This window comes from Actinophytocola xanthii (assembly GCF_001921205.1).
GTDB classification, from domain to species: domain Bacteria; phylum Actinomycetota; class Actinomycetes; order Mycobacteriales; family Pseudonocardiaceae; genus Actinophytocola; species Actinophytocola xanthii.
This window is the reverse complement of record NZ_MSIE01000093.1, coordinates 1-19,404: the sequence shown is the minus strand read 5'-3', so window position 1 is coordinate 19,404 and position 19,404 is coordinate 1. Positions and strand designations below refer to the sequence as shown.

At 72.9% G+C, this 19,404-nt stretch carries 16 protein-coding genes; 6 read left to right on the top strand and 10 right to left on the bottom strand.

Translation table 11 applies throughout. The features are described 5' to 3' along the window. Positions 1-106: 106 nt before the first annotated feature. On the bottom strand, positions 107-523 hold the full coding sequence (locus BU204_RS34130; protein WP_075129942.1) for an SRPBCC family protein: 417 nt from the start codon (positions 521-523) through the stop codon (positions 107-109). Between the two features lie 128 nt (positions 524-651). Between BU204_RS34130 and BU204_RS34125 the strand changes: the two genes are divergently transcribed. Further along, on the top strand, positions 652-1,017 hold the full coding sequence (locus BU204_RS34125; RefSeq protein WP_075129941.1) for an STAS domain-containing protein: 366 nt from the start codon (positions 652-654) through the stop codon (positions 1,015-1,017). A gap of 14 nt (positions 1,018-1,031) precedes the next feature. On the opposite strand, the gene BU204_RS34120 is transcribed toward BU204_RS34125, so the two are convergent. Then, a complete protein-coding gene (locus tag BU204_RS34120) occupies positions 1,032-2,297 on the bottom strand; it encodes an Nramp family divalent metal transporter (RefSeq protein WP_083661879.1) in 1,266 nt (421 codons plus the stop codon). Positions 2,298-2,365: 68 nt separating this feature from the next. Further along, entirely contained in the window at positions 2,366-3,229 is an 864-nt protein-coding gene (locus BU204_RS34115) for a manganese catalase family protein (RefSeq protein WP_075129940.1), read from the bottom strand. Between the two features lie 216 nt (positions 3,230-3,445). Here BU204_RS34115 and BU204_RS34110 point away from each other — a divergent pair, with 216 nt between their 5' ends. Further along, complete coding sequence (locus BU204_RS34110; protein WP_075129939.1) at positions 3,446-4,156, top strand: AfsR/SARP family transcriptional regulator; 711 nt, start codon at positions 3,446-3,448, stop codon at positions 4,154-4,156. 48 nt (positions 4,157-4,204) lie between these two features. Here the strand turns inward: BU204_RS34110 and BU204_RS34105 are convergent, their stop codons facing one another. From BU204_RS34105 to BU204_RS34090, 4 genes are all read right to left on the bottom strand, one after another. Next, complete coding sequence (locus tag BU204_RS34105; protein WP_075129938.1) at positions 4,205-7,273, bottom strand: ATP-binding protein; 3,069 nt, start codon at positions 7,271-7,273, stop codon at positions 4,205-4,207. A 258-nt stretch (positions 7,274-7,531) separates the two neighbouring features. Beyond that, the gene (locus BU204_RS34100) at positions 7,532-9,160 is read right to left on the bottom strand and encodes a PucR family transcriptional regulator (RefSeq protein WP_075129951.1); all 1,629 of its coding nucleotides are present in this window, start codon (positions 9,158-9,160) and stop codon (positions 7,532-7,534) included. 94 nt (positions 9,161-9,254) lie between these two features. Further along, positions 9,255-11,390, bottom strand: coding sequence for a signal peptidase I (locus BU204_RS34095; protein WP_075129937.1), 2,136 nt, complete (start codon positions 11,388-11,390; stop codon positions 9,255-9,257). An 8-nt stretch (positions 11,391-11,398) separates the two neighbouring features. Next, the gene (locus tag BU204_RS34090) at positions 11,399-11,788 is read right to left on the bottom strand and encodes a hypothetical protein (protein ID WP_075129936.1); all 390 of its coding nucleotides are present in this window, start codon (positions 11,786-11,788) and stop codon (positions 11,399-11,401) included. A gap of 213 nt (positions 11,789-12,001) precedes the next feature. On the opposite strand from BU204_RS34090, the gene BU204_RS34085 reads away from it, so the two are divergent. Beyond that, positions 12,002-12,415: a hypothetical protein gene (locus BU204_RS34085; RefSeq protein ID WP_075129935.1), complete on the top strand. Its 414-nt coding sequence runs from the start codon at positions 12,002-12,004 to the stop codon at positions 12,413-12,415. An 8-nt stretch (positions 12,416-12,423) separates the two neighbouring features. Here the strand turns inward: BU204_RS34085 and BU204_RS34080 are convergent, their stop codons facing one another. From BU204_RS34080 to BU204_RS34070, 3 genes are all read right to left on the bottom strand, one after another. After that, entirely contained in the window at positions 12,424-12,798 is a 375-nt protein-coding gene (locus BU204_RS34080; RefSeq protein WP_075129934.1) for a response regulator transcription factor, read from the bottom strand. 43 nt (positions 12,799-12,841) lie between these two features. Beyond that, positions 12,842-14,908: a sensor histidine kinase gene (locus BU204_RS34075; protein ID WP_075129933.1), complete on the bottom strand. Its 2,067-nt coding sequence runs from the start codon at positions 14,906-14,908 to the stop codon at positions 12,842-12,844. A 188-nt stretch (positions 14,909-15,096) separates the two neighbouring features. Continuing rightward, positions 15,097-15,351 carry a BON domain-containing protein gene (locus BU204_RS34070; protein ID WP_143229937.1) on the bottom strand — a complete coding sequence of 85 codons (255 nt, stop codon included), beginning with the start codon at positions 15,349-15,351 and terminating at the stop codon, positions 15,097-15,099. A gap of 214 nt (positions 15,352-15,565) precedes the next feature. Between BU204_RS34070 and BU204_RS34065 the strand changes: the two genes are divergently transcribed. The 3 genes from BU204_RS34065 to BU204_RS34055 form a co-directional block, all read left to right on the top strand. Then, the gene (locus tag BU204_RS34065) at positions 15,566-17,869 is read left to right on the top strand and encodes a chemotaxis protein CheW (protein ID WP_075129950.1); all 2,304 of its coding nucleotides are present in this window, start codon (positions 15,566-15,568) and stop codon (positions 17,867-17,869) included. Between the two features lies 1 nt (position 17,870). Continuing rightward, entirely contained in the window at positions 17,871-18,296 is a 426-nt protein-coding gene (locus BU204_RS34060; RefSeq protein WP_075129931.1) for a chemotaxis protein CheW, read from the top strand. Positions 18,297-18,445: 149 nt separating this feature from the next. Beyond that, the coding region (locus BU204_RS34055) for a HAMP domain-containing protein (protein WP_143229936.1) at positions 18,446-19,404 on the top strand (959 nt) is incomplete at its 3' end.

Below are 19,404 nucleotides of genomic sequence, written 5' to 3'. Positions count from 1 at the left end.
CGTCAACGGCCGAACACGGAAAGACCCCCGTCGCCAGGCGACGGGGGTCGGTGATGGTGAACGGGTGATGATGAACGAAGGGCTCAGGCGCCCCACATCGCGCGGCTCAGCCGCCGCGCTGGGCGTCGTCGGCGTCGGCTGTGGCCGCCTGGGTCAGGGCGGCGACGGTCTGCTCGAGGCCCTTCTGGACCTCGCCGCCCTCGGCCTCGCGGACGCTGTGCAGCGACACGGTGATCCGGCTGCGGCCCGGCGCGACCTCGTCGACCTTGAGCTCGCCGTGGTAGTCGTCGGGGCCCTCGGCGCCCCACTCGAGCCGGCGGGCGCTCTCGTCAGGGCGGACCCAGGCCTCGCCGCTCACCTGGTGGCCGTGGACCTCGGCCTCGACGTGCACGGTCTCGCCGCCTTCCGGCTCCGCGGCGGTCATCTGCGGGAAGTAGCGCGGCAGGTTGCGGGGGTCGGCGAGGAAGCCGAACAACTCGTTCGGCGCGATGTCGGCCTCCGCCGAGTGCGTGTACGTCGTCATGCCGCTGGGCGTACCCGGGCACTACCGAAGGTATGCTGGAACCGCCGTTGATCATCCATTCGGGCGCCCCACCGCCACCACCGGGTTGGCCCGGCACGCTACGAGGACAACCGAGCCGCCCCGAGCCCATGGATCGCCTCCCGCTGAGCACCAGACGCGTCGAGTTCCGTGAGGACCTCGTCGTCATCAGGGTCACCGGCGAGGTCGACCTCGGCTCCGCCCCCCAGCTGGCGCTGGCCCTGGGCGGGGCGCTGCCCCCGGTGACCGTGGTCGACCTGACCCAGGTGGCCTTCCTCGCCGTCGCGGGCCTGCGCGTCCTGGTCGCCGCGATGCGGCGGGCCAGCACGGAGGGACGCCGCTTCGGGCTCGTCGCCGACGACCGCCTCGCGCTGCGCGTGCTGCGGATGAGCGGCGTCGCCGCCTCGATCCCCACCTTCGAGTCCCTCTCCGACGCCCTGCGCGAGCTGGCAGCGCAGGACACCGTTCGGGACTGACCGGACTCCGGTACTCATCCGAGCACCGTCCTGGCCAGCAGGAACAGGTTGAGCCCGGAGACGACGACCGCGACAGCGACCCCGACGGCGGTAGTCGACCGCCGGTTGACCATGGGCCCCATCACGTCGCGCCGCCGGGTCAGCAGCACCAGCGGGACCAGGGCGAAGGGGATGCCGAACGACAGGATCACCTGGCTGAGCACCAGTGCTTCGGTCGGGTCGGCGCTGGAGGCCAGGACCAGCAGCGCGGGGGCCATCGTCACCAGGCGGCGCAGCGTCAGCGGGATGCGCCGGCGCAGGAAGCCCTCCATCACGACCTGCCCGGAGTAGGTGCCGACGCTGGACGCGGCCAGCCCCGAGGCCAGCAGGGCCAGGGCGAACGCCAGCGCGGCGCCGCCGCCCAACGTCGTGCCCAGCCCGCCGTGCATGTCCTCCAGCGACTCCGCGGGCACGTCCGTGCCGTGCAGCGCCGCGGCGGCGACGATCAGCATGCTCACGTTCACCAGGCCGGCCAGCCCGAGCGCGGCGGCGATGTCGAACCGGGTCGTGCGCAGCGCCCGGCGGCGGTCGGCCAGGTCACCCCGGTGCTGGTGCTGGTTGAGCGCGGAGTGCAGGTAGATCACGTGCGGCATGACCGTGGCGCCGAGCATGCCGGTGGCCAGCAGCACGCTGTCGGTGCCGGCGAACCCCGGAATCAGGCCCGACCCGGCGTCGGTGAGCGGACCGAGCTGCAGGGTCTGGTACAGGAAGCCGCCGAGGATGATCCCGAGCAGGCCGATGATCACCTGCTCGAAGCGGCGGCGGCGCAGCGGCGCGAGCATGAGGATGCCGAACGAGACCACCGCGGTGATCCCCGCGGCGGGCAGCAGCGGGATGCCGAACAGCAGGTTCAGCGCGACCGCGGCCCCGACGAACTCGGCCAGGTCGGTGGCCATCGTGACCAGCTCCGCCTGGACCCACAGCAGGCCGGTCACCGGTCGCGAGTAGTTCTCCCGGCACAGCTGCGGCAGGTTCTTGCCGGTGGCGATGCCGAGCTTGGCCGAGAGGTACTGCACGAACATCGCCATCAGGCTCGCGCTGACGATCACCCACAGCAGCAGGTAGCCGTAGCCGGCGCCACCGGCCATGTTCGTGGCGAAGTTGCCGGGATCGACGTAGGCGATCGCGACCACGAACGCCGGCCCCATGAGCGCGGCGACGCCACGCAGCCGGGCACGCGCGGCGGGGAGCCGGGCGGGTACGACGGGCGTCGGCACGCTCTCGGCGAGGGAACTGACCACGGGACATCACCTCCGGTGAAGGACGACGAGGTGCCCGCCGGTCCCAGGACCGGCGGGCACCTCGGGCACTACGTGAGCTTCTTGATGGCCTTCTCGATCAGCCCGAGGTTGGCCGGGCTGGTCGCGTACAGCAGTGGGTCCGGCGCCGGGGCCGAGGCCTTGCCGCCGAGCGGCTCGGTCTCCTGCAGGTAGCTGAACTCGTGCATGCCGTCCGGGGTGGGCCCGGAGGCCCACCGGCCCTGGTTGCCCTGCGTGCCGTCGGACAGGTGCCAGATCGTGCCGGCGTGCTCGCTGTGCTCCTCGTCGAACAGCGCGCTCGGCGCCACGGCGCCCTCCAGCCCGTCCTCCTGCAGCTCCTCGATCGCGGCGAGCCACATGTTCTGGTGCGCGGTGTCCCGGGCGAGGTTGAACTTGAGCATGTCGCGCACGCCCGGGTCGTCGCTCATGTTGTAGAGCCGCGCGGTCTGCAACCGGCCCTGCGCCTCGGCCGCCACGTTGGCGTAGAAGTCGGCGAGCAGGTTGCCGCTGGCGACGATGTAGCGCCCGTTCCACGGCACGCCGTTGGAGTCGGACAGGGTGGGCCCGCCGCCGCTGACGATCGCCTGCTGCGGGTCCATCCCGCCGATGATGGCCGCGACGACAGGGTCCTTGTCCACCATGTCCGCGGTGGTTTCCGCGGGCGCGCCCTCGAGCAGCCGCGCGACCATCGTCGCGAGCATCTCGACGTGGCCTATCTCCTCGGTCGCCACGTCCAGGATGAGGTCCTTGTACTTGCCCTCCATCCGGCAGTTCCAGCCCTGGAACAGGTACTGCATGGTGACGGTCATCTCGCCGTAGGCGCCGCCGATCAGCTCCTGCAGCTTGCGTGCGTAGTGCGCGTCCGGCTTCTCCGGCTTGGCCTCGAACTGCAGGTGGCTCGTGTGCCTGAACATCTCTCAACTCCCCGTTGGCTCGGTTCCTTTGCTGACCGGGACGCTAGGGAGGGGTCGTGACCGCGCTGGCACCGTCGGGCGCGTGGTGGCGGCACGGGCGCGTCACCGTCGCGTTCCCTCCCAGCTGGGAGGGGCAGAAATCCGGGGGAAAAATGTTGGTCCGTCGATTCCGAGGGAACTCCGCGCCCAGACAGACCCCGAACGTAGGGACCGCCCATGACCCCGGTTATCGCCGTCCAGCTGTTGGGCGGGTTCCAGCTCCATGTCGACGACGAACACGTGCCCGTCCCGCCCAGCTCGCAGCGCCTGCTCGCCCACCTCGCGGTGCAGGAGGCACCGCTGGCACGGACCGCCATCGCCTCGGCCCTGTGGCCGGGAACCACGCCGCGGCGGGCCGCCGCATGCCTGCGCTCGGCGCTGTGGCGGCTGGTCAGACCGCCGAACGTGCTGGTCAACGCGAACCAGGGGATGCTGAGCATCGCCCAGGACGTCGACGTCGACCTCGCGGCCGTCCGTCGGTTCGCGGCCGAGATGGCCGGGGCTACCCGGCCCCGGCTGTCCCCGGCCCTGCCGCTCACCCTGCTGACCACGGACCTGCTGCCCGGCTGGACCGACGACTGGCTGATTCCCGAGCGCGAGTGGTTCCGGCAGCTGTGCCTGCGGGTGCTCGAGATGCTGAGCGAGCGTTTCCGCACCGACGGCGACCACTTCCACGCGCACGAGACGGCCGTGGCCGCCGTCCGGGGCGACCCGCTGCGGGAGAGCGCCCACCGCCGGCTGATCGAGCTGCACCTCGCGGACGGGAACCCGGCCGCGGCGCTGCGCCAGTACGCCAGCTACCGGACGCGGCTGCGCGACGAGCTCGGGCTCACCCCCTCCCCCGAGATCCAGAAGCTGGTCCAGCCGGTGCTCGCGGCGCGGGACTGAGACTCGGCGCGGGACTGAGACTCACCGACGCGGCGAACCACCAGCGACTCACCAGGCGCGGCGCGGCCGGTGCTCGGCGAGCGCCCTCGCCCTTGCCTCGCGCGCCGCGGTGACCCAGGCCGGGACCCTGGCCCGCGTCGCGACCTCGGTCGCGGTCCCGTAGTGGGTGACGGCGGCCAGCGGGAGCCTGCGTCGCAGGGCCAGGTCGCCGAGCAGCTGGGCGATCGGGAACAGGACCGCGTAGCCGCCCGACTCGCCGCCGGCCACCTCGTCGGCGACCGGGCGCAGGGTCTCATAGGCCTCCTCGATCCGGTCCTGGTCGTTGAGCATCAGCCCGACCCGTCCGCGCAACGCCATCACGATCTTGAAGCGGATGTCCCTGGGGACCGGTCGACGCGGTGCCGCGACCGCGCGGGCCTCCTCGATCCGGCCGGCGGCGGCCAGCGCGAGCGCGTAGGCCTCGGCCCCCACGACGGGCCAGCGCTGGTGGACGAGTCGGCAGGGTTCCACCTGGTCGGCGAGCTTTCCCGTCCACACGGCCAGGCACAGCGAGGCGATCGGGAACGCGCCGTGCTCGATGTCCCCCATCCCGGCCTGCCTGGTGAGCTCCGCGGCCTGCTGGTATGCCCGCGCCGCGGCGTCGAACCGGCCGTCGACGGTGTGGCGCAGCCCCCGGTACCAGGCCACGATCGCCGAGGAGTTGGACAGCTCGTAGGTGGTGGCGAGGTGGTCGAGCTGGGCGGCGTGCTCGTCGGACGCGGCGAAGTCGCCTCGGCCGCTGGCGCAGCGGATCAGCGCCTGCCGGCCGGTGGCCTCCACCGAGACCAGCCGGTGCTCGCGGCCCAGCGACAGCAGCTCGGCGCCGATGGTCTCCCGTTCGGCCAGGTCAGCGGTCCAGTAGCTACGCCGGAACCGGGCGTTGAGCGCCGCGGCCAGCAACGTGGGGTCCTCGAAGCGCCGCGCGAGCGCCACGGCCTCCTGGGAGGCGGCCTCGCCGCGCGGGTCGTCGGCCTGCTCGAGCTCGACGGCGAGGCAGGCCAGTAATCGGCACCGCAGGTCGACCAGCGCCGCGGGGAGCTGGGTGAGCGTGTGGTCGATCAGGTCGACGATCCGCTCGTCGACCACCCCGTAGCCGTGCTGGGGCCACAGCCCCTGCGCCTCGTAGGCGACGATGACCCGGGCGGTGAGCTCGGCGTCGCCGAGCCCGACGACCTCGGCGAGCGCGTCGGCGCGCGCGTCCCGGGCCGACTTGAGCTCGCCGGCCGTCGCCAGCGTACGGATCGAGCCGATCACCAGCTCGAACCGGTCCGACGCGGCCGCGTCCGGGGCATGGGCGTGGCTCAGCACCGCCTGCTGCCAGAACCCGGCCGCCTCCCGGTAGGCGTAGCGCCGCTCGGCCTGCTCGGCGGCCAGCCACAGGTAGCGGGCGGCCTTCGCCGCGGCCTCCGGGGCCTGGGCGGCGTTGAAGTGGTGGGCCAGCGCCACGGCGTCACCCGGGCGCAGCCGCTCGAGCGCGGCCCCGACCCGGGCGTGCAGACCGGTCCGGCGCAGCCGCGAGAGATCGTGGTACAGGGTCTCGCTGACCAGCGCGTGGGCGAAACGCAGCGACCGGTCCTGCGCCGGCTCGACGAGCAGTCCCGCCTCCAGCGCGGCGTCCACGCACGCGAGCAGGGACTCCTCGTCGAGGTCGCTCACCTCCGCCAGGACGTCCAGCGAGAACTCCGGACCGATGACGGCGGCCAGGCGCAGCAGGCCCTGCGCCTCGGCCGGCAGCCGACCCACCCGGCGCCGGACGATGTGCCGGACGCTGGGCGGCACCTCGCCGACCGCGGCATGCTCCCCGTCGTTCTCCAGCAGCCGGGCGATCTCCCGGACGAAGAACGGGTTCCCCTCGGTGCGCCGCGCGATCGCCGCCACCGTCTCGCCGGTGAGCGCGCGCGTGCACAGCTCGCCGAGCAGGTCCGCCACCCCGCCCACGTCCAGCCCGGTCAGCCCGATCTCCTCCGGGCCGTGCCGGGCGAGCGTGGCCAGCGTCTCCGCCAGCAGCTCGCCGACCTCGGTCGACCGGTAGGTGCCGACCAGAAGCACCGGCACGTCGTCGAGGTCCTCGGCGACGTGGGCGAGCAGGGCCAGGCCCTCGCCGTCGGCCTGGTGCAGGTCGTCCAGGACGACCAGCAGCGGGTCGTCCCGCCCGACCGCGCCGAGCAGGTGGGAGACCGCGGTACGCAGCCGGAACCGGGCCGCCGGCACGTCCCCGGCCGCCCGCAGGGTGGCGTGGTCGTCCAGCAGCGGCGCCAGCTCGGCCTCGTCCTCCCGCGAGAAGCGACCCACCAGGCACTGCAGGACCTCGGTCCAGGGTTGGCCGGGCGAGCATCCGTCGCGGTCCGGGCAGCTGCCCCAGGCGACCGTCCAGCCCTCGGCCGCGAGCTGCCGGCGCAGCGCACCGGCCAGGAAGGACTTGCCGATCCCGGGCTCGCCGGTGATCAGCGCGAGGGTGAACCGCCCCGTCCGCGCCGTGTCGGCGGCCCGACGCAGCCGCGCCAGCTCCTGGTCGCGGCCGAGCAGCCGCGGGCCGACCGCGGTCGGGCGGGGGGCCGGTCCCGGCGTCGCCGGTCTCCCCGCGGGCGCCGGGCGGGGCAGGTACAGCCAGGCGCCGACGTCGGTCTCCTTGACCTTGGCCTGGACCGGGGTGAAGTCGTCCTGGTCGAGGCCGTCGGAGTGGCGGACGACCTCGTCGAAGAACCACGACGAGACGATGACCGCGAGCGCGTCCGGCGAGCCGGCCAGCTCGGCCTTGAGCGGCTCCGCGTCGAGCAACCGGAACGCCAGGTTGATCGCGGTACTGGTCACGCCGTGCTCGTCGTAGTTGATCTCCCCCGCGTGCAGGGCCATCCGCAGCCGCACCCGCCGCTGCGGCCGGTTGGTCCGGTTGTGCTCGGCCAATGCCGCGAGCAGCGCGCCGGGCAGGCCCTCGATGAACGGGCCCTTCGGCAGCTCCGCCGGACCGAGGACCAGCGCGCCGTCACCGCGGTCCTCGTACTCACACTTCTCCCAGGGAATGTCGGCCGTCCGAAATGCCTCCTTGAGCGCGCCGTAGAACGCCGCTCGCACCGCCATCTGATCCGCATTGTTCCGGCGTTGATCGCCGAACCCCTCAACATCAACCACAAGGATTATCCGATGTACCGCCCTGCTCGGACGCGTCATGGCACCTCACGACCATACGAAAAGGATCACCGAATGGAGTAGCCGGGAACGGGCCGGTCCACTCTATACGGTGTTCACGCTGGCGCTACCAGGAACACGGAAACCGAGAGAAAAGGATTTCCACGGACGGAATGTGCCAAAAAGCGGGCATTCATGACGGTGGGCAATTCACCGTGGGGAGACGACGCGGAGCTGGAGCATCGCCGCGAACCGGGCCTCCGGGTCCGCCAGGTCCAGCCCGCCGACCTCGGCCAGGCGCCGCAGCCGGTACCGGAACGTGTTGGGGTGCACGTAGAGCGCGGCCGAGGCGACGGCCACGTCGCCGAAGGCGTCCAGCCACGCGCGCAGGGTCTCGACGAGGTGAGTGCCGTGCCGCTCGTCGTAGGCGAACAGCTTCGCCACCGGGCCGGTCGGCCGGTCGCCGCGGGCCGCGACCAGGTCGCGCAGCTCCAGCACGAGGGCCTCGACGTGCACGTCGGCCAGCCGGGCGACCCGGCGCCCGTCCCCGCTGCCCGCACGCAGCACGCGCAGCGCACGGTCGGCGCTGGCCCGCGCCTCGACCAGCCCGGCGGCGTCCTGGGCGACCGTGCCGACACCGACCACCGCGCGCACCCGGTCGCCCACCCGCTCCAGGAAGTCCGCCGCCACCCGCACCGCCCCGTCCGCGGCGTGCTCGCCGGCCGCGCTCTCCCGGCTCACCGGGACCAGGCCGTAGGTGACGTCGCCGACCAGGGCCGCGGCGCACCGCGGGTGCACCGCGCTCAGGTGCATGGCGAGGCCGTCGCTGATCCGCTGGCGCTCGGTGACCAGCCCCGCGTCCGTCCCGGAGCCGACGAGCGCGAGCGCGAGCACCACCACGGGCTGGTCCCCCAGTCCGAGCCGGTCCAGCGCCTCCCGCGCCCCGACCCCGCCCTCCAGAGCGGTGCTCAGCAGGTCGGTCCGCAGCCGGCGCTCGACGTCCGCCCCGGCCCGGATCCGCAGCATGTGCAGCGCGACCAGCCGTGCCGCGTCGCACAGAGCCAGCGTGCGCTCCTCGCTGAGCGGTTCGCGCACGGCGGCCCAGATCGACCCGAGCACCTCGTCGCCCGCCCGGACGGCCAACGCCACCCGGGGCAGCGTCACGAGCCCTTCCAGCAGCGGCTCGACGTAGACCGGCCGGTCGCTGCGGTACAGCTCGCGGAACACACCGCGATCGGCCAGCAGCCGCGAGTACCGCTCCGGCACCTGGCGGCCGAGGATCGTCTCCACCCGGGAGGGGTCGGCCTCGTCCTGCCGGCCCGAGAACGCGAGCACCCGCGAGCTGCGGTCCTCGATCGTCACGGGAGCGTCGATCAGCGCGGCGATCGCGTTGGCCAGGGCGAACAGGTCGCCCGACGGCATCCCGCCCAACGTCTCCCCCGCCACCTCGCCCACGTCGCCCTCGGCCAGCAGCGCACGCAGCAACGCGGCGAGCTGCGCCCAGGAGGCTCCCCTGGTCAGCGCGAGCAACGCGACCCCGGAGCCCGCGGCCGCCGCGGCGAGCTCGCGGGACACGACGACCGGGGCACGCAGGACGAGCCCGGCGGCGTCGTGGCGGCCGAGCTCCGCGAGCAGTGCGGCGATCTCGTCGGGGTCCCGCAGCCCGATCCCGAGCACGAGCGCGTGCCGGGGCAGTACGGGCTCCTCCAGCGGGTCGTGGATGACGACGCCGCCGAGCTGGCCGACGCGGTCGACGTCGCCGTGGACGAGCTCCAACAGGGTCGCGCCCAGGTCGTCGAGCACGCGGCGCAGGCTGGCGTGCGGACGGAAGGTCGGCATGGCGAACACCTCCCGACGCTAAGGGCTCGCTCGACAGCCTAGTTCGTGGCGGAGCACAACATCGGGCGTCGTCCTCGTCCGGTTCGACAGACTCTCACCGGGTCCGGGTGGGGGTCTCCGCGGGAAGGCGCACGGTGATCGTGGCCCCGGTCGGCGTCGTGGTCCGCTCGACGGACCCGCCGTGGCGGTCCACGATCACAACGGCGACGGAGTCGGCCAGCCCGTCGCGGGGTGCCTGGTCCGGATTGGCTCCGTTCCCGCCGGAAGCGGTCTGCCCGGTGATCGTCAGCACGACCTCGTCGCCGTCCCGGTTGGCCCGGACGGTCAGCCGGCCGCCGGCTCCGACCTCCAGGGAGGCGGCGTCGACCAGCTCACCCAGCGCCCAGACGAGCTTCTCCCGGTCGCCGACGACCCGGGGAACGTCCCCGTCCAGGCTGGTCGTGAGCCGCGTGTCGCGCTCGCGCAGGGCCTCGGCCAGCGGGCGGGTGCCGGCGGCGAGCAGGTCCCGCACCTCGATCGTGTCCGGGTACTCGCTGGGCGGCTCGGCCAGGACGGTCACGTCGTCGATCAGCTCGTGCAGCCGGTTCACCCCCCGGTCGATGGCCTCGAGCATGGTGCGTTGGGCGGGGACCGCGGACCCGTTGGGGGCGTCGGTGAGCATCTCCGTGTAGCCCTGGATGGTGGCCAGCGGCGCCCGGAACTCGGTCGCGATGCGACCGACGATCTCGGCCGCCAGCCTGTCGGCGAAGTAGCCGAGCGCGGCCGGCTCGAGGCCGGGCTCGGGGCGGTAGCGGTAGACCACCGCACCGTCGTCGATGAAGAACTCGACGCCCGCCGCGGTCTCGGACCGGAAGATCGGCAGGTTCTCCGCCTCGGCCAGGCGGGCGAGCGGGGCCGGCGCGGGCAGCTCGACGAGCGTGCGGCCCGCGCCGGGCGCGTACTCGGCGACCGGGACGATCCGGTGCGCGCGCAGCGGGTCCGCCGGCCGGCGGAGCAGCCACACCGCGACCGCCCCGAGTGCCAGCAGGGCGAACGTCGCGGCCAGGCGCAGCGGCCAGTCGGGCAGCAGCCGGCCGAGCGGCGCGAGGACCGCGCGGTAGCCGGTCTCGGGCGCGGCGGCCGCCGTGGGCGCGGCCTGCCTGGTCGCGGTCAGCGTGGCCGGGTCGGGGGTGAGCTGGACGCCGTCGAAGGTGAAGCGCGCCTGGGTGGACCAGGAGCCGACCGCGGGCAGCACGATGAGCATCGCGCCGGTGGTGGGCAGGCCGGTCTCGGTGGTCAGGCCGGTCAGCGTGGCCGACACCGCGTCGAGGTCGAGGGTGGCGGAGGAGCTCCCGTCCTCGCTCGTGGTCGACAGCGGCACGGGGCGGCGCCAGCCGCTCGGGTGCTCGAGCCGGGCGGTGAGGGTCACCGGGCCGGCGGCGGGCCCGGAGTGCGCGGCGCGGACGGTCAGCGTGCGCACGAGGTTGAGGAAGATCGGGTCCCCGGTGGCGACCCGACCGTTCGGGTAGGTGGCGCCGGCCGGGACCGCCGCCTCGTAGCTCACCGCGAGGGTGTCCTGCGGGATGACCGGGGCGGTGGCGGAGGCCGGCCGGGGCGCCGACCAGACCGCCGCGACCGCGAGCAGCGTCGCGACGGCGACCAGCACGGCGGGAACCCGGGAACGCCTGCCCCGCTCGGTCGGCGCCGGCCGGCGCGGCGCGGCCACGACGGGTGCGCGGTGCTGGCCGGTCGGGGGCATCTGGCGTCTCCGTCTGCGTCGTCTCGACCGTTGTCCCCACGCGATCGCGAGTACCGCGAGGAACAGCGTCCCCACGAGGATGCTGCCGACCGGGCCGCGCAGCGACTCGATCATGGCGCCGGCCCTCGGGATCCGCAGGACCAGGCGTCCGCTGAGGTCCGTCGCGGTCAGCAGGTCCGGGTCGTCCCAGTCGTTGTTGTCGCCCCGGGTGACGAAGCCGCCGTCGCGCACGCCGACGATGCGGTGCAGCATCGTGATGCCCAGGCTCGGGCTGTCGTAGGCGACGACGTCGCCGACCCGGTACTGCGGCTGCTCGTGGACCAGGACGAGATCACCGGCGAAGAAGTGCGGCTCCATGCTGTCGCCGCGGGTGACGACAAGGCGAAAACCGCCGAGCACGAGGAGCCCGATCGCGATCAGGACGGCGGCCGACGTGATGGTCAGCGCGACCGTCCTGATGCGGTGGGTTGCCGTGCCCGGCGGTTGCGGCATGCCAGGTGTTACTGCCGGACCGCGACGGCGAGGGTGCCGGCGGCCGCGGTGTTCTGCGCGAACCCGCTGCAGGACGCGGTGGTGATGTTGGTGGCGGCGGTGTAGGTGCCGGTCACGCAGGTGGACAGGGCCGCGGAGTTGAAGCCCGCCGCGACGACCTTGCCGGTGAGGTCACCGGTGAGGCTCAGGCTCGCGCCGGTGATCGTCGTGCCGTCGGCGCTGAACGTGTAGGAGACGTTCTGCACCGTGGCGCCGGAGACCGTGCCGGTGCCGTAACCACCAACGGTCGTGCCCACGCTGTTGCTGGCCAACGCGGCGCGCCCGATCAGCAGAACCAGGACGGCGACGGCGAGAACCGGAAGCACCCGACGGACGGCGACGGCCTTGCGCGACTTCATGAATGTGACTCCTCGGCGGAGGTAGGGGGGCCGCGGCCGGTGCCGCGCCCTGCCGGTCACGTTCTGCCCGGCTCGCCGGAACCGATCGGCGGCCGCTCCGCCGACCTGAACGTCGGCACCCGATCGTGTGACAAATCGGCGGCTTTTCCTCATGCCGGGCGACGGGCGACCGATGCCGGGAAGGACATGTCGACCGCGCGAGGGAGAAGCAGCATGGCGCCGACCCGCAAGAGCCGGATCACGGCCGCGGTCGCCGCCGTGGTCGGTCTCGTGGTCGCGCTGGCCGCCGTGCTGCCGCGGCTCACCCCGGCCAGCACCGCGGCGGTGTCGGTGCCGGCCACGCGCACCGGCTATGCCACGGTCACCGCCACCGGTGCCACCCTCGCCAGGATCACCACGACCGTCGCCCCGGACGGCGTCACCGTCACCGACGCGACCGTCTGGGTCTTCGGCCTGCACGGGAGCCTCTTCTTCCACGCGGACCTCCGGATCGGGACCGGCACGACGACCCGTTGCGCCTGGCGGAGCTGGGGATCCGTCCAGGGCCACAGCGCCACCAGCTACCACTGCGACACCCACGGCCAGCGCGGGAGCAACGCGGCGATCGTCGTCAGCTTCCACCGGTAGCTGGCACGTCAGCTGGCGGCCGCGGCGAGCAGCTTCTCCACGTGCTCGACCAGGCTGCGCGGGCTGAACGGCTTGACGAGGTACTCGTCGGCGCCGGCCGCGAGGCCGCGGCTGACGTCGGCGCTCTGCGCCCTGGCCGTCAGCATGATGATCGGCGTGGCGGCGGTCACCGGGTCGGCCCGCAGCGCCTCGCACACCTCGATTCCCGACATGCCCGGCATCATCACGTCGAGCACGGCCAGGTCCGGCGGGGCCGCCCTGGCGCTGGTCATGGCCGCGTCGCCGTCCGCGACGACGGTCACCTCGTGGCCGGCGGACGCCAGCTTGAACTCGATCATTCCCCGCAGGTCGGGGTCGTCCTCCGCCACGAGCACCCGCGCCACCCTTGCCCTCCCTCCGAACGTCTCGCCGAACCGTAACGCCAGGTCACGGAGTGTGCACTTCGGACGATCTCGCGGTGACGGGGGCCAGCGTGGGGAACCGGAGCGTGACGACGGTGCCGCGCCCCTCGGTGGAGTCGACCGTCAGCTGCCCACCGTGCGCGTCCACGACGGCCTTGACGATGGCGAGCCCCAGCCCGGTCCCCGGGACCACGTCGCCCGCCACGTTGCCGGCCCGGAAGAATTGCGTCGTCAGGTGGGGCAGGTCGGCCCGGGGGATGCCGATCCCGGTGTCCGAGCAGGTGACGACGACCTCGCCGGTGGCCGGGTCGCCGGTGTGGGAGACGCGGACCTGGCCGCCCCGAGGGGTGAACTTGACCGCGTTCGAGACGATGTTGCCCACCGCGCGCTGCAGGTCCTCCCGGTCGCCCAGCACCGGCCCTGGATCGGTGCCCAGGCTCAGCTCGAGCCCGACCCCGTTCTTCTCGGCCAGCGGCCGGAGCTCCTCGACCGTGGCGCCCACGACCCCGGCCAGCTCCACCGCGGTGTCCGCCCGGACATGGCTCGACTCCGCGCGGTTCATCGCGAGCAGGTCCTCGACCAGCGCTCGCAACCTGACCCCGTTGCGCTCCATGACCTGGAGCATGTGCCGCTGCTCGGGGGTGACCTCCCCCGCGTCGCCGTCCAGCAGCAGCTCGAGGTAGCCGCTGATCGACGCGAGCGGGGTGCGCAGCTCGTGGCTGACCGTGGACAGGAAGTCGTCCTTCTGCCGGTCGAGGCGCTCGAGCCGGGCGACGTGCTGGGCCTGGTGCTCCCGGTAGTCGACCTCGGCGATCGCGTGCGCGAGCGCGGCCGCCACGTGGTGCACCAACGCGATCTGCGCGCTTCGCCATGCCCGCGGCCCGGTGCCGTCGCTGACCGCGATCGTGCCCAGCGGGCGCTCGGCGAGCCCGATCGGCACGACGAGCAGGCCGCGGGTGTCGGCTTCGCGGCGGAAGGGGGCGATCCGCGGGTCGTGCTTGACGCCCTCGGCGCGGACGTCGGCGACGGCGAGGTAGGTGGACCGCCGCCAGAGCTCCTCGGCGACCGGTCCGGCGTACGGGCTCACGTCCGGCGGGAAGTCGGGCAGGCCCTCGACGTGCCACTGGGTGGACCGGACGATCTCGCCGCTCGGGTCGACGAGGCTGATCACCACCCGGTCGGCGGCGAGCGGCGGGCCGATCGAGGCGCACACCGCCTCGATGGCCTCGCGCACCGTGGACACCGCGCGGACGGTCAGCTCGACCTCGAGCGCGACCTCGTGCAGGCGCAGCGTTTCGGCCTGGTCGGCGGCGAGGGTGTTGAACGCGGCGGCCAGATCCCGCACCTCGCGCGCGCCGGCGCCAGCGTCGGCCCGCGCGGACAGGTCTCCGGCCTCGATCCGCTGGACGACCGAGCGCAGCCCGGCGATCGGCACGGTCAGCGAGCGGGCCGTGCGCCTGGCCACCAGCATCACGCCGACCAGCACCAGCCCGGTCGCCCCCAGCGTCACCAGCGTCGCGTCCGGGACGAGCTCGCGGGTGGCGGTCCGCAGCGCGTCGCGGTTGGCCACCAGCTTGTCGGTGAGCGCGATGTGCTCGGCCCGGAAGCGGTCGAGCAGCACCTCGCGGGTGGTCGCGTCGACCGGCAGCCCGGCGGCCACGCGGGCGAACGCGTCGTCGGCGTAGTCCCACCACGCGGTGAGCGCCCGGTCCCGCTCGTCCTGGAGCCGGCGGTACGCCTCGCGGTCCCGCTCGCCGAGCGAGGGGTGCGCGAGCAGGTCTCGGGCCACACGCCGGGCCTCCCCCACGCGCTCACGCGCGGCCGCGAGCCGCTCAGCCGGCGCCGCACTCCGGGTGGCCTGGGCCGTCGCCAGCGCGTTGTCCGCGTCGGTCATCGCCTGCAGGACGGTGGCACTGGCGTCCCGGGCCGGACCGATCACGGTGGTGAGCTGGGTGACCGTCGCACTCTGCGCGAGCAGCGAGTACACGGTCGCACCGCAGGCGAGGAGCATGAACACGCAGACCGCGGTCACCAACACCCGCAGCTGCCACCGGACGGGACGACGGCTCAGCAGACCGCTGGAACGGTTCACGCCGGCACTGGACGGGTCCGACCGGACAGCGCGCTCGGTCCGGGTCGCTCGCGCTCGCTCATCACGGTGGGCATCGGCACGTGCGGAGGGCTTCTGAACGGCCCACACCGCCACGCCACCCCGAGGGACCACCCGACCGGGTGGCCGGGGCCACCGCCATCACGCAGCGGTGGCCTCGCGCCGGCCGCTCAGGCGCCCCGGCCGCTGCCGTCGCCCCACAGGTAGCCGATCCGGTTCCGGACCTCGACGACACCGGGAACCGCACGCACCGCCCGCTCGACCGCCGGCAGGGTCGCGTGGTACTCGACCCGGCCGACCAGCAGCACCACACCGCGGTCGACCGAGGCCGTCACCACCGCGTGCTCGGCGGGCGCCGCCGCGGCGACCGCCCGCTCCACCCGCTCGCGGATCTCCTCGTCGAGCCCCATCACCGCCGTGCTCATGTCGGCCTCCTCACGCTGTTCTCGTCCACCGTTCTCGTCCACCACCAGCGTCGTTCGCCGGGCGCGTCGCGGGCAGGGCCGGTGGCACCGCGTGCGGAGGGGCGAAGGTCCCGACCGGGGACACCGCCGGACCGGGACCTTCCTCCGGAGGACGAATCCCTCAGCTCACCGGTCCACGTGCCGATCGACGGGTCAGCCTGAAATGGAGGGTCTGGTGAACGAATTCGAGGACATCGTTCAGGAGTTCCTGGTCGAGAGTTATGAGAACCTTGACCAGCTCGACCGCGATCTGATCGCGCTCGAGCAGGAGCCAACCGCGCGTGACCGGTTGGCGAGCATCTTCCGAACGATTCATACCATCAAGGGCACGAGCGGTTTCCTCGCGTTCCACCGCCTGGAAGAGGTGACCCACGCCGGCGAGTCGCTGCTCGCCCGGCTGCGGGACGGCACCCAGGTTCTGGACCGCAGGTCGACCGACGTGCTGCTACTCATGATCGACGTGGTGCGCGAGCTCCTCGGCGAGATCGAACGCACGGGCAAAGAGGGCGAGGTGGAGATCAAGGCCGTCGTCGACGAGGTGCACGCCTGCATGACCGGCGAGCCCCCGGCCGACGCCGACGCGTCTCCCGATGCCGCCGTCGAGGACGCGCCCGTCGCCGACGCACCCGCCGCCGTGGCGGAGCCGACGCAGGAGCCCGCCCCGGTCGAGGCCGCGGCAGAGCCGGTCGCCACCGTGGCGGAGCCGGTCGCCGAGCCCGCCGCGGCGCCGGCACCGGCCGCACCGGCCGCCGATTCCGCGGCCGACCCGGCCGAGATGGAGAGCACGAGCAAGCGCGGTGTCGCCGACAGCTCCATCCGCGTCGACGTCGACCTGCTCGACAAGCTGATGCGGCTGGTCGGTGAGCTGGTGCTCACGCGCAACCAGATGGTGCGCGCGGCCGAGGCGGCCAACGAGCAGACGCTCACGCGTACCGCGCAGCGGCTCAACATCATCACCAGCGAGCTGCAAGAGAACGTCATGAAGACGCGCATGCAGCCGATCAAGAACCTCTGGTCCAAGCTGCCGCGGGTCGTCCGCGACCTCAGCAAGGCCTGCGGTCGCGAGGTCGAGCTGGTGATGGAGGGCGCGGAGACCGAGCTCGACCGCAGCCTGCTCGAGGCCGTGAAGGATCCGCTGACCCACCTCGTGCGCAACGCCGTCGACCACGGCGTCGAGCCGCCGGAGGAGCGGGAGGCCGCCGGCAAGTCCCGCACGGGAACGCTGCTGCTGCGTGCCTACCACGAGCACGGTCAGGTGATCGTCGAGGTGACCGACGACGGTGCCGGCATCGAGCCGGCCAAGGTCGGCGCGACGGCGGTCAAGCGCGGCGTGATCACCGAGGGGCAGCTCGCGGCGATGGACACCGACGAGATCCTCAAGCTGGTGTTCCGGCCGGGCTTCTCCACCGCGCAGAAGGTCAGCAACGTCTCCGGCCGCGGTGTCGGCATGGACGTCGTCCGGACGAACCTCGAGGCCATCGGTGGCGCGGTCGACCTGAAGTCGGTGCCCGGCAAGGGCACGACCTGGCGGCTGACCATCCCGCTGACCCTCGCGATCGTACAGGCGCTGATCGTCGAGAACGGCGGCAAGCGGTACGTGATCCCGCAGATGGCCGTGCACGAGCTGGTCTACGTCGACAGCCAGTCCGGCGGCAAGGTCGAGTACGTCTCCGGTGCGCCCGTGTACCGGCTGCGGGGCAAGCTGCTCCCGCTGATCCGGCTCACCAACGCCCTCGGCGGCGAGGCCGTCGGGCCCGACCAGGACATCTACGTCGCCGTGCTCAAGGGCGACGGCCACCAGTTCGGCCTGGTCGTGGACCGGGTGCTGAACACCGAGGAGGTCGTGGTCAAGCCGCTCGCCGCCCGGTTCAAGGACGTCGGCTCCTACGCCGGTGCCACGATCCTCGGCGACGGCGAGGTGGCCCTGATCCTCGACGTCTCGTCGCTGGCACGCCGGTCGCACCTCGGTGCGGTGGAGCGGGCCGCGGCGAAGGTGGCCGGCAACGACGACGACCGCTGGGCGGACGACAGCCGCGACCGCCTGCTGATCACCCGCGTGGTGGACCGCCGGGTGGCGATCCCGCTGAGCATGGTGACCCGCCTGGAGGAGTTCCCGGTGAGCGCCGTCGAGCGGGTGGGCAGCCGCGAGGTCGTGCAGTACCGCGGCAGGATCCTGCCGGTGCTGCGCCTGGCGCAGCTGCTCGGCGCCTGGTCGGAGGACGACCGGGAGACCCTGTCCACGATCGTCTACACCGACGGCGGCCACAGCGTGGCGCTGGCGGTGGACGGGATCCTGGACATCGTCGAGGACGCCGGCCCGCGCAGCGGTCTGAACGACAACGGCCTCAACGGCTCGACGGTCATCCACGAGAAGGTGACCGAGCTGCTCGACATGCGCCAGGCGATCCTGGCGGCGGACTCGAGCTTCTTCAGCCACGACGACGAGCAGCACTCGTCCCCGTACCTGTTGGAGTCCTGACATGACCACGGTGCAGTACGCGACCTTCGAGGTCGCCGACCAGCTCTTCGGGCTCGAGGTGGGGCGGGTGCAGGAGGTGCTCTCGTTCAGTGAGTACACCCCGGTCCCGCACGCACCGGCCCACGTCGGCGGGCTGTTCAACCTGCGCGGCCAGGTAATCGCCGCACTGGACCTGCGGGTACGGCTCGGCCTGCCGCCGACCGACCTCAGCGACGGGGCGATGAACGTGATCGTCCGCACCGAGGACGAGTGGGTCAGCCTGCTGGTCGACCGGATCGGTGACGTCGTCGAGCTCGACGACAACTCGGCCGAGCCGCCGCCGGACACGCTGACCGGTCCGGTGCGGAACCTGATCGTCGCGACCTTCCCGCTCGCCGACCGGCTCATGCTCGCGCTGGACGCCCGGGCCGCCGTACAAGCGGGCTGACCAAAATTCGCAGGTCGGGAACGGGCCTGCCGATCAGAGGACCGGGTCCGGCGCCGTCTGGGGCGCCGGACCCGACCTCTGCACCAAGACGACCCAGAACACCACCCGCCGCAGGAGCGCGGCACCAAGCAGAAAGGGCATGGGCAGCCATGACCGACTCCACACTCTCCGGCGGGGCGCAGACGTCCGGTCGTGGGAGCAAACTCTTCGGCAAGCTGGGGAACCTCCGGGTGGGGACGAAGATCCTCTCCGCGGTGATCGTCGCCAGCATCGGCATGGCCGTCATCACCTTCGTGTCGATCCTCAACCTGTCCGACCTGCGCGACGGCCAGCAGTCGATCAACGACAAGGCCCTCGAGCCGGCCCTCGCGCACAGCGAGGTGGAGTCCGCCTACCTGAACGCCCGGATCCTGTCCCTGGTCGACGAGTGGATCGCCACCTCCGACGGCCCGGAGCACGAGGCGTTCCTCGCCGCCACCGACGCGATGGACGCCGCGCTCGACCGCATCGACTCGGTCGCCTACAACCAGGCGCTGCGTGACGCGGCCGCCCAGCTCCGGGACGCCTGGGGCAACTACGAGCAGATCCTGAACGACCCCGCGTACATCGGCGCCGCCCGCGCCGGTGACCGCGCCGCCTTCAACGAGATCCGCGCCACCCAGGTCACGCCCCAGGTCAAGCTGATCCAGGGCGCGCTGGACGACATCGACCGCGTGATCGATTCGGCCGCCGTGTCCCAGCTCGCCGAGGCGGAGAGCGCCTTCAGCTCCAGCCGCACGGTCCTGCTGGTCTCGGCCGGCATCGCGCTGCTGTGCTCGATCGCCCTGGCGCTGGTCGCCTCCCGGGCGGTGACCCGGCCGCTGAACGACGTGTCCAAGGTGCTCGACGCGCTCGCCGAGGGCGACCTGACCAAGCGGGTGCAGGTGTCCTCCAAGGACGAGGTCGGCGCCATGGCCGCCTCGCTGAACAAGGCGACCGACAGCATGAAGCAGACCGTGACGGCCATCTCCACCGGCGTGGTGTCGCTGGAGAGCTCCGCCCAGGAGCTGTCGATGGTGGCGAACCAGGTTGCCGCCAGCGCCGAGGAGACCAGCGCCCAGGCCGGTGT

Coding starts and splice junctions, on each gene's coding strand:
- BU204_RS34130 (WP_075129942.1), bottom strand. CDS start 523: ATGACGACGTACACGCACTCGGCGGAGGCCGACATCGCGCCGAACGAG.
- BU204_RS34125 (WP_075129941.1), top strand. CDS start 652: ATGGATCGCCTCCCGCTGAGCACCAGACGCGTCGAGTTCCGTGAGGAC.
- BU204_RS34115 (WP_075129940.1), bottom strand. CDS start 3,229: ATGTTCAGGCACACGAGCCACCTGCAGTTCGAGGCCAAGCCGGAGAAG.
- BU204_RS34110 (WP_075129939.1), top strand. CDS start 3,446: ATGACCCCGGTTATCGCCGTCCAGCTGTTGGGCGGGTTCCAGCTCCAT.
- BU204_RS34105 (WP_075129938.1), bottom strand. CDS start 7,273: ATGGCGGTGCGAGCGGCGTTCTACGGCGCGCTCAAGGAGGCATTTCGG.
- BU204_RS34100 (WP_075129951.1), bottom strand. CDS start 9,160: ATGCCGACCTTCCGTCCGCACGCCAGCCTGCGCCGCGTGCTCGACGAC.
- BU204_RS34095 (WP_075129937.1), bottom strand. CDS start 11,390: ATGCCGCAACCGCCGGGCACGGCAACCCACCGCATCAGGACGGTCGCG.
- BU204_RS34090 (WP_075129936.1), bottom strand. CDS start 11,788: ATGAAGTCGCGCAAGGCCGTCGCCGTCCGTCGGGTGCTTCCGGTTCTC.
- BU204_RS34085 (WP_075129935.1), top strand. CDS start 12,002: ATGGCGCCGACCCGCAAGAGCCGGATCACGGCCGCGGTCGCCGCCGTG.
- BU204_RS34070 (WP_143229937.1), bottom strand. CDS start 15,351: ATGAGCACGGCGGTGATGGGGCTCGACGAGGAGATCCGCGAGCGGGTG.
- BU204_RS34060 (WP_075129931.1), top strand. CDS start 17,871: ATGACCACGGTGCAGTACGCGACCTTCGAGGTCGCCGACCAGCTCTTC.